Annotated in this window: 3 protein-coding genes; all 3 read right to left on the bottom strand. The window is 73.1% G+C overall.

The genetic code is table 11. The annotated features are described in order from the left end of the window. Window positions 1-52 precede the first annotated feature (52 nt). Window positions 53-5056, bottom strand: coding sequence for a type I polyketide synthase (locus ACHFIV_RS11245; RefSeq protein ID WP_398966389.1), 5004 nt, complete (start codon window positions 5054-5056; stop codon window positions 53-55). Further along, window positions 5053-15930, bottom strand: a complete 10878-nt coding sequence (locus ACHFIV_RS11240) for a type I polyketide synthase (protein WP_398966405.1) — start codon at window positions 15928-15930, stop codon at window positions 5053-5055. The genes ACHFIV_RS11245 and ACHFIV_RS11240 overlap by 4 nt, the downstream gene beginning before the upstream one ends. Before the next feature lie 48 nt (window positions 15931-15978). Then, the coding region (locus tag ACHFIV_RS11235; protein ID WP_398966387.1) for an SDR family NAD(P)-dependent oxidoreductase at window positions 15979-18313 on the bottom strand (2335 nt) is incomplete at its 5' end.

Below are 18313 nucleotides of genomic sequence, written 5' to 3'. Positions count from 1 at the left end.
ACCCCTCTGTCAGGAACTGTGTGGTGCGGTGTGCGACTGCGGTGACGGTGCGTCAGGAAATGCCGAACTTCTTCCCGAGCAGCTCGAACATCTCGTCGTCGGAGGCGGCTTCGATCTGCTCGCCGACCGGTGCGGCAGGCGTCTCCTGCAACTGTGCGAGCAGTGCCTGCACGCGCCGCACCACCCTGGCCCGGCCTTCGTCGTGCGGCGGGACCGAGACCAGCGCGGCCTCCATCCGGTCCAGCTCCTCGATCACCGACACGGCCACGGTCTCCCCGTCGGGTACGAGCTGTTCCCGCAGGAAGGTGGCCAGTCTCAGCGGGGTCGGGTAGTCGAACGCGAGGGTCACGGGCAGGCGCAGGCCGGTCTTGGCGCCGAGCCGGTTGCGCAGTTCCACGGCGGTGACGGAGTCGAACCCGACCTCCTTGAAGGCTCGTTTGACGTTCACCGCCTCCGGCCCGGGGAAACCGAGCACGGCGGCGACCTGTTCGCGCACCGCCTCGACGAGGACGGCGTCCCGCTCGGCGTCGTCGAGCCCCGCCAGGCGCTGCGCCAGGGCGGACGGCTCCTCGGCGCCTGCGCCGGCCGGGCCGTGGCCCTCCTGGGCGATACGGCGGACCTCGGGCACGTCGGCGAGCAGCGGGCTGGGCCGGGTCGCGGTGAAGGCGACGAAGAAGCGTTCCCAGTCGATGTCGGCGATCAGCACGCAGGTGGCCTCGTGTTCCACCGCCTGCCGCATCGCGCCGGTCGCGGCTTCGGGGTCCATCTCGCGCAGACCGTGCCGGTTCAGTACGTCACCGAACGCGCCCTCGGCCATGCCGCCGCCACCCCAGGCTCCCCAGGCGATGGACGTGGCGACCCGGCCCCGTGCTCTGCGTTGCTGGGCCAGGGCGTCCAGGAAGGCGTTGCCCGGGGCGTAGTTGCCCTGTCCCGGCGTGCCGACGATGCCTCCGAACGAGGAGAACAGGACGAACGCCGACAGCTCGGTGTCCCGGGTCAGCTCGTCCAGGTTCTGCGCGGCTCGTGCCTTGGCGTGCAGGGCGCGGGCCAGCTGGCCGGGGGTGAGGGTGTCGAGCAGCCCGTCGTCCAGCGCGGCGGCGGTGTGCACGACGGAGGTCAGCGGGTACGCGGCCGGGATGGCGGCGAGCACGTCCGCCAGGGCGTCACGGTCGCCGGCGTCGCAGGCTGCGACGGTGACCCGGGCGCCCAGGGCGGTCAGTTCGTCGCGCAGCTCGGCTGCCCCGGGGGCGTCGGGGCCCCGGCGGCTCACCAGCAGCAGGTGCTCGGCGCCGTCACCGGCCAGCCGGCGGGCGACATGACCACCGAGAGCTCCGGTCCCGCCGGTGATGAGGGTGGTGCCCGCGAGGTCCCACGTCCGGGACCCGTCGGCCACGCCGAGGCGGGCGCGGTCCAGTCGGCGTACGAAGGTACCCGAGGGCCGGATGGCCAGCTGGTCCTCGTCGCCCGCGCCGCCGAGCGCACCGCTGAGCATCGCTCCCGTGCGCGCGTCCAGCGCCGGGGGCAGGTCGATGAGACCGCCCCACCGGTCGGGGTGCTCCAGCGCGGCGACCCGGCCCATGCCCCAGGCCATCGCCTGCTCCGGACCGTCGAGCGTGTCGGCGGGGCCCACCTGGACCGCGCCTCGCGTGGCGCACCACAGCGGCGCTGCCACCCCCGCCTCGCCCAGCGCCTGCAACAGCGCGACGGTGGCGGCGTACCCTCGCGGCACGTCGGGGAAGTCGGCGTGCGGGGCGCGGTCCAGGCTGAGCAGCGACAGCACGCCCTCGATACCGGACGGCAGGTCCTGACCGGCCGGCAGGTCGGGGTAGGCCGCGTCCGCGCCGACGGTGACGGTGTGGGTACCGGCGCCGTGGGCCGCCAGGGCCTCCAGGCACGCGAGGACCAGTTCGTCCTTGGCGTGGCTCTCGGGGACGATCACCAGCCAGGTCCCGGAGAGCCGGCTCGCGGAGGCCTCGGGCATCGGGCGCCAGGCCACTTCGTAGCGCCAGTCGTCGACGGTGGACAGCTCGCGGCTGCGCCGGCGCCAGGAGGAGAGCGCGGGCAGCATCGCTCCCAGGGCGGAGCGGGCTTCCGCGCCCCCTTCGAGGGCGAGGGTGTCGGTCAGGAACCCGATGTCCTGCTGTTCGACGGCCGCCCAGAACTGGGCGTCCGCCACGGACAGCTCACCGGCGGAGCCGGCGGGCGCGTCCATGACCGGCCGCAGGTCGTCGATCCAGTAGCGCTGCCGCTGGAAGGGATAGGTGGGCAGGTCCAGGTGAGTCGGTGTGTGTCCGGCGAACAGGGCCTGCCAGTCGAGGTCGACCCCGTGCACGTGCGCTTCCGCCAGCGAGGTCATGAAACGCCGGGTTTCGTCCTCACCCCGCCGCAACGTCCCCAGCGCCACCGCGTCGGAACCGGCGGCCTCGAACGTCTCCTCCAGCCCCACAGCCAGCACCGGATGCGGGCTGACTTCGACGAACACGCTGTGTCCGGTGCTCAGCAGGGCCTGGGTCGCCTCCTCCAGCAGGACCGTCCGGCGCAGGTTCGTGTACCAGTACCCGGCGTCCATTCCCACCGTGTCCAGCAGCTCACCGGTCACCGTCGAGTACAACGGCACCTGCGAGGAACGGGGCGCCAGACCCGACAACACCTCCGACAACCGGTCCCGGATCCGCTCCACATGCGCACTGTGCGACGCGTAATCCACATCGATCCGCTTCGCCCGCACATCCTCCGCCCTGCACACCTCCAGCAGCTCATCCAGCGCATCCCCGTCACCGGAGACCACCACCGAGGAGGGACCGTTCACCGCGGCGACCGACAGGCGGCCCTCCCACGGGGCGAGCCGCTCACGCACCCGATCCGCCGGCTCCCCCACCGACACCATCCCGCCCAGACCCGACAGCTCCAGGATCGCCTGGCTCCGCAGCGCCACCACCCGCGCACCGTCCTCCAAGGACAGCCCACCGGCCACACACGCCGCGGCGATCTCACCCTGCGAATGACCCATCACCGCCGCGGGCTCGACACCCGCCGCACGCCACACCCGCGCCAACGACACCATCACCGCCCACAACACCGGCTGCACCACATCCACCCGGCCCAGCCCAGGAGCACCCACCTCACCCCGCAACACACCCAGCAACGACCAGTCCGTGAACGGCTCCAACGCAGCCGCACACTCACCCATCCGCTCCGCGAACACCGGCGACGACTCCATCAGCCCCGCAGCCATACCCACCCACTGCGAACCCTGACCCGGGAACACGAACACCGGACGGGCCGTCCGGGTGGTGACGGCCTGGGTCACGTCGGGTGACTCGCGTCCTTCGGCGAGGGCCGTGAGGGCGGCCGTGTACGCGCCAGAGGCGTCGGCGAGGAGGGCGGCACGGTGGCTGAAGCGCGACCGGTGCTCGGCGAGCGTGTAGCCGACATCGGTCATGCAGGTGTCGGGGTGGCGCGCCAGGTGGACCTGGAGATTCCTGGCCTGCTCCCGCAGGGCGTGCTCGGTGCGGGCGGTGACGATCAGTGGCGGCTTCGCGCCGTCCATCGGGGCTCGCAGTGCCGGTGTGCTGTTCTCCTCCTCCTCGTCCCCGGCGGGTGAAGCCTGCTCCTCCACCGGCGGCGCCTGCTCGATGACGGCGTGCGCGTTGGTGCCGCTGACGCCGAAGGACGACACTCCTCCGCGGCGCGGCTGCCCGGTCTCCGGCCAGGGTGCGGGTTCGGTGACCAGGGCCATGCCCCCGTCGACCCAGTCGATGAGCGTGGTGGGGTTCTCCACGTGGAGAGTGGGCGGCAGCACTCCGCGCTGCACCGCCATCACCATCTTGATCAGTCCGGCGGCGCCGGCGGCGGCCTGGGTGTGGCCGATGTTCGACTTGACCGAGCCGAGCCACACCGGGCGGCCTTCCGGGCGGTCCTTCCCGTACGTGGCGGCGAGGGCCTGGACCTCGATGGGGTCGCCCAACGTCGTGCCGGTCCCGTGCGCCTCGACGAGGTCGACCTGGGAGGGCGAGAGCCGCGCGTCGGCGAGCGCCTGGCGGATGACGCGCTGCTGGGCGGGGCCGTTGGGCGCGGTCAGGCCGTTGCTGGCACCGTCCTGGTTGATGGCGGAGCCACGCACGACGGCGAGGACGGGGTGGCCGTTGCGCCGGGCGTCGGAGAGCCGCTCCACCAGGAACATGCCGATGCCTTCGCCCCAGCCGGTGCCGTCCGCGTCGGCGGAGAACGCCTTGCAGCGACCGCTGGTCGACAGTCCGCGCTGACGGCTGAACTCGGTGAAGGCGCCGGGGCTGGACATCAGGGTGACGCCGCCCACGAGGGCCATCGAGCACTCGTCCCTGCGCAGGGACTGGCAGGCCATGTGCAGCGCCACCAGTGAGGAGGAGCAGGCGGTGTCGACGGTGACGGCCGGCCCGTTGAAGCCGAAGGTGTAGGCGACGCGGCCGGAGGCGACGCTGCTGGTGTTGCCGACGCCGAGATAGATCTCGGTGCCCTCGGGCGGGACGAACACCGTGCTGCCGTAGCCCTGGTAGGACGTGCCGACGAAGACACCGGTCGAGGTGCCGCGCAGGGACGCCATGTCGATGCCGGCCCGTTCCACGACCTCCCAGGACGCTTCGAGGACCAGCCGCTGCTGCGGGTCCATCGCCAGCGCCTCACGCGGGCTGATCCCGAAGAACTCGGGGTCGAAATCCGGTATGTCGTAGACGAATCCGCCCTCGAGCGTGTAGCTGCGGGCCGGCTCGTCGGGATCGCGGAAGAACAGTCCCTCGAAGTCCCAGCCACGGTCCTCGGGGAACGGGGAGAGGGCGTCGACCTGCGACATCATGATCTGCCACAGGTCCTCGGGGGCGCGTACACCGCCCGGGAAGCGGCAGCTCATCGCCGTGATCGCGATGGGGTCGTTGTCCTTCTCCTCGGCGGCGCGCAGCTTGCCCCGGGTCTCCTGGAGGTCGGCGGTCACCCGGCGCAGGAAGTAGCGCAGCTTGTCGTCGTCGGTCATGGCCTTGGTTTCCCCTCGGAGCGGTTCGTCCGGTTGCGGTCGGGTGGTCACGAGATACCGAACTCCTTGCCGAGGAAGTCGAAGATCTCCTCGTCGCTTGCGCTGTCCAGGTCCTGCGGGGGCACGGCCGGTTCGTGCGCGGGCCGGAAGTCGCCCCAGCCGGCGAGCATGGCGTTGAGCCGCAGAGTGATCCGCGTACGCCGGTCGTCGTCGGTGCCGACGGACCTGAGCAGGGCTTCCAGCCGGTCGATCCCGGCGAGCACGGGTGCGTCGGCCGCGCCGGTGTCGGGGACGACCTCGGTGCGCAGGTGCGCCGCCAGTTCCGTCGGTGTCGGATAGTCGAAGACGAGCGTCGCGGGCAGCCGGAGCCCGGTGGCGGTGTTGAGCCGGTTCCGCAGGTCCACGGCGATGAGCGAGTCGAATCCGAGCTTCTTGAACGCCATGTCGGGTTCGACCGCGTCGGCGGAGGCATGTCCGAGGACGGCGGCCGCGTGGGTGCGCACGAGGTCGAGGACCACGCGGTCCCGGTCCTCCTCGGACAGCCCGGCCAGGCGTTGTGCCAGTCCCACTCCCCCGCTGCCCGTGCCGTCGGCGTCAGCCGCACGTGGCGCGGCCGCGCGGACCAGCTTGCGCATCAGGGGCGGCAGCGCGCCGGCGGCCGCCTGGGCGCGGAGCGCCGCGAAGTCCAGCCGGACGGGAAGCAGCAGCGCCTCGTCGGTCGCCGTGGCGAGGTCGAAGAGCGTGAGTCCCTCCTCGGAGCTGAGCCCCGCGACACCGCCCCCGCTCATCCGGCGCAGCTCCGCGTCGCCGAGGTGCCCGGTCATGCCGCTCGCCTCGGCCCAGAAGCCCCAGGCGAGGGTGGTGGCGGGCAGGCCGGCGGCGCGGCGCCGGTGGGCGAGCGCGTCCTGGTAGGCGTTGGCCGCCGCGTAGTTGCCCTGTCCGGAGCTGCCGAGGGTGCCGGCGGCCGAGGAGAACATCACGAACGCCGACAGGTCGCTGCCCCGGGTGAGCTCGTGGAGGTTGACCGCGGCGTCGGCCTTGGGCCGCAGCACCGCGTCCATCCGGGCTCCGGTGAGGGAGGTGATGACCCCGTCGTCCAGTACGCCTGCCGCGTGCACGACGGCGGTCAGCGGGTGCGCCTCGTCGATCGTGCCGAGCACCTGGGCCAGTCGGTCCCGGTCGGCCGCGTCGCAGGCCACGGCGCGCGCTTCGGCGCCGGCCTCGCGCAGGGCGGCCAGCAGCCCGGCGGTGCCTTCGGCCGCTTCGCCCTGCCGGCTCAGCAGGAGCAGGCGGCGTACGCCGTGACGGGTGACCAGGTGGCGGGCGAGCAGGCCGCCCAGGGTGCCTGTGCCGCCGGTGATCAGGACCGTCCCCCCACCGCCGAACGGGGATTCCGTGCCGGTGTCCGAAGCCGGCGACGTGCGTACCAGGCGGGGCAGCAGTACCACGCCGTCCCGCAGGGCGAGTTGTGTCTCGGGATGGGCCATGGCCCCGGGCAGCGCCTGCCAGGAGGCCTCCGTGTCGTCGGAGTCGACCAGGACGAAGCGGTCGGGGTGCTCGGACTGCGCGGAGCGTACGAGTCCCCAGACGGGTGCCGTGGCCAGGCCGGCGACGCTCTCGCCGGGAGTGGCCGCCACCGCGTGCGAGGTGTGGAACACCAGCCGGGTGCCGGCGAGGCGTTCGTCGTCCAGCCAGCCCTGGAGCAGGGTGAGGGCATCGCGGGCGGCGGTGTGCGCCCCGGCTGCCGCGTCACCGGTGCCGGGGTTCCCGACACGGGCGATCACGGTGCCGGGCAGCGGCCGGCCGGCGTCGACGGCGGTGACGAGTGCGTCGAGGTCGGCGTACCCGTCGGCGTGGACACCGGCCGCCGACAGCGGTGCGGCGTCCGCGCCGAGGACGGCCCACGGACCCACGGGAGCGGATGCGGCGGGTGCCGCGGCCCCGGGTTCCCAGACGAGCCGGAAGAGGGAGTCGTTCCCCTCCTGGGTGGCGGTCCTGAGCTGCTGCGGGTCGACCGGCCGCATGTCGAGGGCGTCGACCGAGGCGACGGGGGCCCCGGTGCCGTCGGCCAGCTGGAACGCGATGCCGTTCGCACCACTCGGGGAGAGCCGGGCCCGCAGCACGGACGCCCCGGTCGCGTGGACGCTCACACCGCGCCAGGCGAAGGGGAGCCGGGGCTTTCCGGCGTCCTCCCCGCGTCCCTGGCCCGGTCCGAACGAACCGAGCCCCATCGCCTGCAGTGCGGCATCGAACAGGGCGGGGTGAAGGGCGAATCCGTCGGCTTCGGCACGGCCGTCCTCGGGGAGTGCCACCTCGGCGTAGATGTCCTCACCGCACTGCCATGCGGACCGCAGGCCCTGGAACATCGGCCCGTACCCGAATCCGAGCGCGGCCGCCTGTTCGTACACGCCCTCGAGGGCGAGCTCCGTGGCCCCGGCGGGGGGCCACGCGGTGAAGTCGAACGGCGTGCCGGACGCGGTGCGGGTGGCGAGCACTCCTGTGGCGTGCCGGCGCCAGGGGGCCTCGGCGAGTCCGCCGTCGTCGGCCGGCGCGTCTTCCGCCGGGCGCGAGTGGACGGTCAGCGTCCGGCGGCCGGACGCGTCCGGCGCGCCGACGACCAGCTGCACCTGCACGGCGCCGTGTTCCTGAAGGACGAGCGGCGCTTCGAGGGTGAGTTCCTCCACGAGGTCGCAGCCGACCTGTTGTGCCGCGCGCAGTGCCATCTCGACGAATCCGGTGCCCGGGAGCAGGATCGTCTCCATGACGACGTGGTCGCCGATCCAGCGCTGGGTCCGGGTGGAGAGCCGGCCGGTGAACAGATAGCCGTCGGCGTCGGCCAGGGCGACCCCCGCGGCGAGCATCGGGTGGCCGGCGGCACCGAGCCCGATGGAGGCCGGGTCCCCGGACGTGCCGCTGCGGACAGGCAGCCAGTACTTCTGGTTCTGGAAGGCGTACGTGGGCAGCTCGGCCCGGCGGGCGTCCCGCCCGGCGAAGACCGCGGTCCAGTCGAGAGGGACGCCGTGCACGTGAGCGGTGGCGAGCGAGGACAGGAACCTGTCGGGGCCGCCTTCGTCACGGCGCAGCGAGCCCAGGACGGCCCCGTCGACGGCCGCCTCCTCCAGGGTCTCCTGGAGTCCGACGGCCAGGACGGGGTGAGGACTCATCTCGACGAACACACGGTGGCCCGCGTCGAGCAGGGCCCGGGTGGTCTCGTCCAGGCGGACCGTCCGGCGGAGGTTGGTGTACCAGTACTCGGCGTCCATGCCGCCGGTGTCGAGGAGTCCGCCGGTGACCGTCGAGTACAGGGGCACCTTCGCGGGGCGCGGAGCCACCTCGGACAGTACGGCGAGCAGACGGTCGTGGATGCGCTCGACGTGGGCGCTGTGCGAGGCGTAGTCGACGTCGATGCGCTTGGCGCGGACCCCCTCGGCCGCGCACGCGGCGAGCAGTTCGTCCAGGGCGTCGGCGTCACCGGAGACGACCACGGAGGACGGCCCGTTGACGGCCGCGACGGACAGGCGTCCGTCCCAGGGCATCAGCCGCGCACGCACCTTCTCGGACGGCTCCGGCACGGAGGCCATTCCGCCAAGGCCGGACAGTTCCAGGATCGCCCTGCTGCGCAGCGCGACCACGCGGGCGGCGTCGTCCAGGGTCAGCGCGCCGGCGACGCAGGCCGCGGCGATCTCGCCCTGCGAGTGGCCGACGACGGCGGCCGGCTCGACACCGGCTGCACGCCACACCTCGGCGAGCGAGACCATGACGGCCCACAGAGCGGGCTGTACCACGTCGACGCGGTCGAGGCCGGGGGCGTCGGGTGTCCCGCGCAGGACGTCCAGCAGCGACCAGTCGGTGTGGGCCGACAAGGCGGTGGCGCACTCACGGATCCGCTCGGCGAAGACCGGACTGCTGTCCAGGAGGCCGCGTGCCATGCCCGCCCATTGGGCGCCCTGCCCGGGGAAGGCGAAGACGACCTTGGGCTCCTCCCCGGGTGCGACCGCCTGGACGAGGCCGGGGGCGCCGGTGCCGTCCCTGAGGGCGGCGAGCGCGTGCAGGAGGTCGTCCCTCCCGGCGGCGACGACTGCCGCCCGGTGGGTGAAGCGGGTGCGGGTCGTGGCCAGCGACCAGCCGACGTCGGCCAGGGCCGCGTCGCCGCGGGTGAGCAGGTGACGGTGCAGGCGCTCCGCCTGGTCGCGCAGGGCTTCCGCCGAGGTGCCCGAGAGGACGAAGGGGACGGATGTCGCTCCGAGGAAGGACTCCTCGCCCGCCCCGGGGGCGGTCTCCGTCTCCTCGGGAGCCTGTTCGAGGACGACGTGGGCGTTGGTGCCGCTGATACCGAAGGACGAGACGGCGGAGCGGCGCGGCCTGCCGGTGTCGGGCCACGGCACCGCCTGCTGGAGCAGGGACACCGACCCCGATGACCAGTCGACGTGGGTGGTGGGCTCGTCCAGGTGGAGGCTCCGCGGCACTGTTCCGCGCCGCATCGCCAGGACCATCTTGATGATGCCGGAGACGCCCGCGGCGGCCTGGGAGTGGCCGATGTTGGACTTGATGGAGCCCAGCAGCACCGGCAGGCTCCTGTCCTGGCCGTAGGTGGCGAGGACGGCCTGCGCCTCGATGGGGTCGCCCAGTGGCGTTCCGGTGCCGTGCGCCTCGACGACGTCGACGTCCTGGCTGCTGAGCCCCGCGTTGGCGAGGGCCTGGCGGATGACGCGCTGCTGCGAGGGGCCGTTGGGTGCGGTCAGTCCGTTGCTGGCACCGTCCTGGTTGATCGCCGACCCCCGGACCACGGCCAGGACCGGATGACCGTTGGCCCTGGCGTCGGACAGCCGTTCGACGAGCAGGACGCCGACGCCTTCGCTCCAGCCCGTGCCGTCCGCGGACTCCGAGAAGGCACGGCAGCGGCCGTCGGCGGCGAGGCCGCCCTGTCCGCTGAGCCCGGCGAAACCGGCCGGGGTGGCCATGACCATGACGCCACCCGCCAGGGCCATCGAGCATTCACCGTTGCGCAGTGCCTGGGCCGCCAGGTGCAGCGCCACCAGGGACGACGAGCAGGCGGTGTCGACGGTGAGGGCGGGGCCCTCCAGGCCGAGCGTGTAGGACACCCGGCCGGAGATGACGCTCGCGGTGGTGCCGGTCAGGATGTAGCCGGCGTTGTTGTCCTCCGCCTGCTGCAGCAGACCGGTGTAGTCCTGGCCGCTGGAGCCCACGAACACCCCGGTCCGGGTGCCGCGCAGGCTGCTCGGGGCGATGCCCGCCGCTTCGACGGCTTCCCAGGAGGATTCCAGGAGCAGCCGCTGCTGCGGGTCCATGGCGATGGCCTCGCGCGGCGAGATGCCGAAGAACGCCGGGTCGAAGTCACCCGGGTCGGCGAGGAATCCGCCGGTCAGCCCTTCGATCTCCCAGCTCCTGGAGTCAGGGACCTCCGTGATCGCGTCGCGGCCCTCGTCCAGCAGGCGCCACAGGTCCTCGGGAGTCTCCACGCCTCCGGGCAGCCGGCAGCTCATCCCGATGATGGCGATGGGTTCGCCGCTGTCGCCGGTGGCGGCCCGCGGCGTGTCACCGGTTCCGGCGGGTACGGATCCGGCGACCAGCTCGTTGACGTGACCGGCGAGCGCGGCAGGTGTCGGGTAGTCGAAGACCAGGGTCGAGGGCAGCCGCAGCCCGGTCACCAGGTTCATCCGGTTGCGCATCTCGATCGCGGTGAGGGAGTCGAAACCGAGGTCGCTGAAGGCCCGCTGGGCTCCGATCTCCTCGTCCTGCGCGTAGCCCAGGACAGCGCCCGCCTGGGCACGGACCAGATCGAGCACGGCGGCGGCACGTCCGGCCTCGTCGAGGGGGGCGAGCAGCTGTGCGAGGGTCTCCTCGGCGGAGCCGGGGCCTGCACCGCTGTGGGCGGCGGGGCGCGCCGGGAGCCGCACCAGGCCTCGCAGCATGGGCGGGACCGCTTCGAGGGAACCGGCACCGCGCGCCCCCGACACATCGAGTGGGGCCGGTACGAGCAGGGCGTCGTCCAGCTCGCGCGTGGCGTCGAAGAGGGCCAGGCCCTGCGCGGACTCCATGGAGCCGACGCCGGAGCGGCCGATGCGGCTGAGCTGGGTGTCGTCGAGGTTCGCGGCCATGCCGCTGCGGTCGGCCCACAGTCCCCAGGCCAGCGAGGTGGCCGCCAGTCCGCGTGCCCGGCGGTGCTGGGCGAGGGAGTCGAGGAAGACGTTGGCCGCGGCGTAGTTGCCCTGTCCGGCGCCGCCCAGGGTCGCCGCGACCGACGAGAACAGGACGAAGGCGCTGAGGCCCATGTCCTGGGTGAGTTCGTGGAGCGTCACCGCGGCGTCCACCTTGGGTCGCAGGACGGCGGTGACACGCTGCGGTGTCAGGGCGGGGAGCACGCCGTCGTCCGTGACACCCGCGGCGTGCACGACCGCGGTCAGGGGGTGCTCGGGAGAAACGGTGGCCAGCAGGGCGGCGAGCTGTGCGCGCTCGGCCACGTCACAGGCCGCGACGGTGACCGTGGCGCCGAGCGCGGCCAGTTCGGACTCCAGCTCGGCGGCGCCTTCGGCCGACGGCCCGCGCCTGCTGACGAGGAGCAGGTGGCGGACGCCGTGGGCGGTCACCAGGTGACGGGCGAACAGCTTGCCGAGGGTGCCGGTGGCACCGGTCATCAGCACGGTGCCCGCGGGGTCGGTGAAGGCGGTGCCCGCCGTGCCGGCGGCCCGGGCCCCGGTCCGGGCGAGCCGGGGCACGCGTATCCGGCCGGCGCGGACGGCGAACTGGGGTTCCGTGCCGGCCAGTGCCTGGGGAAGTGCGCGGTGCGACGCGGGCAGTCCGTCGATGTCCGCCAGGACGAACCTGCCCGGATTCTCCGACTGCGCCGAGCGGACGAGACCCCAGACGGTCGCCTGCGCGACGTCCTCGACCTCGTCCTCGGCGGTGGCGGCGACGGCACCGCGGGTGATGAGGACGACGCGTGTGTACGCGAACCTCTCGTCCTCGAGCAGGATCTGGGCCAGCGCCAGCACACGGGCGACCGCGCCGTGCGCCGCCTCGACCATGTCGGTGCCCGGTTCGGTCACACACGGGATGAGGAGGGTGTCCGGAGCGGCGAGGCCCTCGTCGACCGCTGCGCCGAGGTCGTAGAGGTCGGGGAAGCGGCCACCGGACGGGAGTCCGAAGTCGGTGTCGCCCAGCACGATCCAGCCACTGGTGTCCGGTGCCGTGCCGGTGCCCTCGGCGACCGGCCACTCGATCCGGAAGAGCGAGTCGTGGTGCGGGCTGCGGGAGGTGTTCAACTGCTCCGGGGAGACCGGGCGCAGCACGGTCGCGCCGACGGAGGCGACGGGCGACCCGGATTCGTCGGTGAGCGCCACGGACACGGTGTCGGCACCGGTGGGCGAGAGCCTCACCCGGAGCGCGGAGGCCCCGGCGGCGTACAGGGACACCCCGGTCCAGGAGAACGGCAGCCGCTCCTGGCCGGGGCCGCCCTCGTCACCGTCGCCCAGCATGGCCCGTGAGTGCATGGCCGCGTCGAACAGGGCGGGGTGCAGGCCGAACCGCCGGGCGTCGGCTGCGGGTTCCTCGGGGAGGCGGACTTCGGCGAACACGTCCTCGCCACGCCGCCAGACGCCCGTGAGTCCCTGGAAGGCGGGCCCGTAACCGTAGTTGGCGGCTTCGAGCTGGGCGTAGAAGTCGCCCATGGGGACCTGGACGGCGTCATGGGGCGGCCACTCGGCGAAGGCGGACCAGTCGGGGGCCGCGGCCTGGCCGGGTGCCAGCAGTCCACCGGCGTTGCGGGTCCAGGTCTCGTCGTCCTCCTGGCCGTCCGGGCAGGAGTACACGTACAGCGGGCGGTGCCCGGTGTCGTCGGCTGCCCCGACCGTCATCTGCACCGCGGTGCCGCCCTCTTCCGGGAGGATGAGCGGCGCTTCGAGGTTGAGTTCGACCAGGTGTCCGCAGCCGACCTGGTCGCCGGCGTGGACCGCGAGTTCCACGAACGCGGTGCCGGGCAGCAGGGCGGTGCCCAGGACGGTGTGGTCGGCCAGCCAGGGGTGGGTCTCCCGCGAGAGCCGGCCGGTGAACAGCATGCCGTCACCGTCGGCCAGGGTGACCGCTGCGCTGAGCAAGGGGTGTTCGGCCGCCCGCAGGCCCATGGCGGTGGCGTCACCGGCCCAGGCGGAGGACAGCTTCGGCCAGAAGCGCTTGCGCTGGAAGGCGTAGGTCGGCAGCGGGGTGCTCCTGGCCCCCGTGCCTTCGTAGAAGGCGCGCCAGTCCGGTCCGCAGCCCTGTACGTGCAGTCCGGCGAGGGCGGTGATCAGCGACCGGGCCTCCGGGCGGTCGGTACGCAGGGCGGGGAGGAAGACGGGCTCCTCGGCTCCGGCGGCGGTGCCCGTCAGGGCTTCCTGGCCCAGGGCGCTCAGTACGCCGCCGGGGCCCATCTCGAGGAAGGCGGTGACGCCGTGGTCGAGGAGTGTGCGGATCCCGTCGTGGAAGCGGACGGCCTCGCGGACGTGGCGTACCCAGTAGCCGGGGTCGGCGATCTCCGCGGCGCTGACGAGGGCGCCGGTGACGTTGGAGACGATGGGCAGTTCGGGGGCCGTGAACGTGATCGTCCCGGCGAAGGCCCGGAACTCGTCGAGCATCGCCTCCATGTGCGGAGAGTGGAAGGCGTGGCTGACCCGGAGCCGCTTGGTCTTGCGCGCCTGTGACTCGAAGTGCGCGGCGATCTCCAGGACGGCGTCCTCGTCGCCGGAGACGACGACCGCGCGTGGCCCGTTGAGGGCGGCGATGGAGACGCCCGCCCGCAACAGGGGCAGGACCTCGTCCTCGGTGGCCTGGAGCGAGACCATGGCTCCGCCTCCGGGGAGCGCCTGCATCAGCCGTCCGCGGGCCGCCACCAGGGCGGCGGCGTCCTCCAGGGACAGGACGCCCGCCGCGTGGGCGGCCGACAGCTCGCCGATGGAGTGGCCCAGCAGGTAGTCCGGCCGGATGCCCCAGGACGTCACGAGGCGGAACAGGGCGGTCTCCACGGCGAACAGACCGGCCTGTGTGAAGACGGTCCGGTCGATCAGCCCCGCGACGGCGTCGTCAGCGGGATCGGTGGCGAAAACGATGTCCTTGACCGGCCGGTCCAGGTGCCGGTCCAGCTCGTCACAGACGGCATCGAACGCCTTGGCGAACACCGGGAACGTGTCGTACAGCTCACGGCCCATTCCCGGCCGCTGCGAGCCCTGCCCGGAGAAGAGGAGACCGAGTCGGCCGTTCTCCGCGGCGACGCCCTGGGCCTGCCCCTGGGCCGGCGTGCCGGCGATGAGCGCCCGCAGTCCGTTCAGCAGGCTCTCGCGGGTCTCGCCGACGACGACGGCCCGGTGGTCGAGGGCCGCACGGCCGGTGGCGAGCGAGAAGGCCAGGTCGAGTGCGGGCGCGTCGGAGGTCTCCGCGTGCGCCAGTACGTGGGCCGCCTGGTCGAGCAGTGCCTCCTGGGTCTGTCCCGACACCGTCCAGACGAGCGTGGGCGGAGCGTCACCCTGTTCGGTCTGTGCGGTCGGCTCGGCGCCCGGGGCCTCTTCGATGACCGTGTGCGCGTTCGTTCCGCTCATGCCGAACGAGGAGACGCCGAAGCGCTTGGGCCGGCCCGTTCGCGGCCAGTCCGTCTCCTCGGTCAGCAACTGGACCGCACCGGCCGACCAGTCGACGTGCGGGGTGGGCTCGTCGATGTGCAGTGTCTTCGGCAGCGTGCCGTGGCGCATCGCCTCGACCATCTTGATGATGCCGGCGACACCGGCGGCGGCCTGGGTGTGCCCGAGGTTGGACTTGACCGAGCCGAGCAGGACCGGGTGGTCGGCCTTCCGGTTCCGGCCGTACGTGGCGAGCAGGGCCTGCGCCTCGATCGGGTCGCCGAGCGTCGTCCCCGTGCCGTGGGCCTCGACCGCGTCGACCTGGTCGGCGGTGAGCCCGGCGTTCGCCAGCGCTTCCTGGATGACGCGCTGCTGGGAGGGGCCGTTGGGGGCCGTGAGGCCGTTGCTCGCACCGTCCTGGTTCACCGCGGAACCACGGACGACGGCCAGGACCTCGTGTCCGTTGCGGCGGGCGTCGGACAGCTTCTCCAGCAGCAGCAGACCGGCGCCCTCCGCCCATCCGGTGCCGTCGGCGGCCTTGGCGAAGGCCTTGCAGCGGCCGTCGGTGGACAGCCCCCGCTGCCGGCTGAACTCGATGAAGGCGCCAGGGGTCGACATGACCGTCACACCGCCGGCCAGCGCGAGCGAGCACTCACCCTGCCGCAGGGCGTGCGCCGCCAGGTGGAGGGCGACGAGCGACGACGAGCACGCCGTGTCCACGGTGACGGCCGGGCCTTCGAGCCCGAAGGCGTAGGACACCCGTCCCGAGATCACGCTGGCCGCTGTGCCCGTCAGGCCGTACCCCTCCACGCTCTCCGGGGAGAACTGCAGCAGGGAAGCGTAGTCCTGGCCGCTGGAGCCGGCGAACACACCGACGCGTGCGCCGGGGAGCGACAGCGGGTCGATGCCCGCCCGTTCGAACGCCTCCCACGCCGTTTCCAGGAGCAGCCGCTGCTGCGGGTCCATGGACAGGGCCTCGCGCGGGCTGATGCCGAACAGGCCGGAGTCGAAGTCCGCGACGCCGTCGACGAACCCACCCGACCGGACGTAGGACGTGCCGGACTGCTCGGGGTCGGCGTCGTAGATCCGCCCGGTGTCCCAGCCGCGGTCGTCCGGGAACGGCGACATCGCGTCCGCTCCGGCGGCCACCAGATTCCACAGGTCCTCGGGACTCGCGACGCCGCCGGGGAACCGGCAGCTCATCGCGACGATCGCGATGGGCTCCTGCTCACCGGCCTCCACCTCACGAAGGCGCTCCCGGGTCTGGTGGAGGTCGGCCGTCACCCGCTTCAGGTACTCGAGGAGCTTGTCGTCAGCCACCATTACCGCTAACCCCTTTGCTTGGAACAGAAATACGGTGCCGACCCATCAGGAGGCCCCGAGCTCGTTGTCGATGAATGCCAGAACCTCGTCGGCCGATGCCGCCTGGAGCTTCTCGGCGACCGTGGCCGAAGCCCCGTCGCCGGTCGCGGGCTCCTCGTCCCAGCCGGAGAGGATGTCGCGCAGCCGCGCCCCGATCCGGTGGCGCGCGGTACGGTCCGCGGAGAGCGACGCCAGGGTCTCCTCCAGCCTGTCCAGCTCGGCCAGCACGGGGACGGCCTGCGGCTCACCGCTCTCGCCGGCCTCGGTCCGCAGGAAGGCGGCCAGCGCCACCGGGGTCGGGTAGTCGAACGCGAGCGTCACCGGGAGACGCAGCCCCGTGCGTGCGCTCAGCCGGTTGCGCAGTTCGACTGCGGTCAGTGACTCGAACCCGAGGTCGCGGAAGGGCCGTTTGGCGCCGACCGCCTCGATCTCGCTGTGACCGAGTGTCCCGGCGGCCTCGGTGCGCACCAGTTCCAGGAGCATCTGGCCGAGTTCGGCCTCGGACAGTTCGGCCACCGTCCTCCGGAACGCGGCCGCGCTGTCCGCTGTGCTGTCTCCGGCTTCCTCCGCCACGCGTGCCAGCTCCCGCATCCGCGGCACATCCGTGATGAGCGGACTGGGGCGGACCGCGGTGAGCGAGGGGCCGTACAGCCCCCAGTCGATGTCCGCGATCAGCAGGGACGGACCGTCCTGGGCCACGGCCCGGCTCAGCGCGGGCAGTGCGGAGGCGGTCGGCAGGACGGCCAGCCCACGGCGGCCCATCCGCTCGGCGAACGTGTCGTCGGAGGTGGCGGGGCCGCCCTCCGCCCACGGGCCCCAGGCGATCGATGTCGCCGTCAGCCCCAGCGACCTGCGGTGTGCGGCGAGGGCGTCGAGGTAGGCGCTCGCCGCGGCGAAGGCTCCCTGGCCCGCGCCTCCGACCGTACCGGCGATGCCGGAGAACAGGACGAAGGCGGTGAGGTCCATCCCCTGTGTCACCTCGTGCAGATTCCTGGCGCCACCGGCGTTGGCCCCCAGCGCGGCGGCCAGCCGCTCGGGGGTCAGCGCGCCCATGACGGCGTCGTCCAGTTCCCCGGCGCCGTGGAGCACCGCGGTGATCCGGTCGCCGTCGCCCGTGAGCCGTGCCACCAGCCCCGACAGGGCCTCGCGGTCCGTGACGTCGCAGGCGACGGCGGTCACCCTGGTGCCCGATCCGGCCAGTTCCTCGAGCAGTTCGGCCGCAACCGGTGCGTCGGCTCCTCTGCGTCCCGCGAGTACGACGTGGTCGGCGCCGCTGTCGCAGAGCCAACGGGCCAGCCGGCCGCCGATCGCTCCGGTCCCCCCGGTGACCAGCACCGTGCCCTCCGGCGTCCAGGAACGGCCCGGACCCGCCGGGGGCGCGGGCAGCAGGCGGCGGGCGAGCACTCCGCCCGGACGCACGGCGAGCTGGTCCTCGTCACCGGCCCCGGCGAGCAGGCCGCACAGCCGTGCCAGGTCGCGGTCGTCAGGCGCGTCGGCGAGGTCGATCAGACCGCCCCACCGCTCAGGGTGTTCGAGAGCGGCAACCCTGCCCATGCCCCAGACCAGGGCCTGCGCGGGGCTGATGGAGCGGTCGTGCCCGTGCGCCTGGACGGCGCCCTGGGTCAGGCACCACAGGGGCGCCGTGACGGCTGCGTCTCCGAGCGCCTGCACGAGCGTGACGGTCGCGGCCAGGCCCGTGGTCAGCCACGGTGTCCCGGTGACCGGCTCCTCGTCCACGGAGCACAGCGACAGGATTCCGGTGACGGCTGTGCGGTCGCCGAGCGTACCGGTCAGCTCCTGGGCCAACGCCACCCGGTCGAGGGCGTCGTCCACCGCGCAGTGGAGCACGTCGGCCCCCCGGGCGCGCATGGCGTCGACGACGGCCGGGGCGAGACCGGCGCTCGCGCCGGTCGTCGACGCCACGACCAGCCAGCTACCGGTGAGGGCGGCTGATCCTTCGGCCAGAGGCAGGGGGGTCCAACCGGCCCGGTAGCGCCACGCATCGGTGACGGATGCCTCACGTCGTTGCTTCCGCCAGGAGGACAGGGCGGGCAGGACCGGGCCCAACGACGCCCCTTCGATGTCGAGCGTGCGGGCCAGTGCGGTGAGGTCACCGTGTTCGACGGCTTCCCAGAACTGGGCGTCGACGGGGTCCGCAGCGCCCGCAACGGGCGCGGCCAGGGCTTCGGGCCAGTAGTGCCGGCGCTGGAAGGCGTAGGTCGGCAGATCCACGTGCACGGGTGTGTGTCCGGCGAACAGGGCCTGCCAGTCGAGGTCGACCCCGTGCACGTGCGCTTCGGCCAGGGAGGTCATGAAGCGCCGGGACTCGTCCTCGTCGCGG

Source organism: Streptomyces sp. ALB3, from assembly GCF_044385685.1.
In the GTDB taxonomy this organism is placed as follows: Bacteria; Actinomycetota; Actinomycetes; order Streptomycetales; family Streptomycetaceae; genus Streptomyces.
This window is presented reverse-complemented; position numbering and strand designations above follow the sequence as displayed.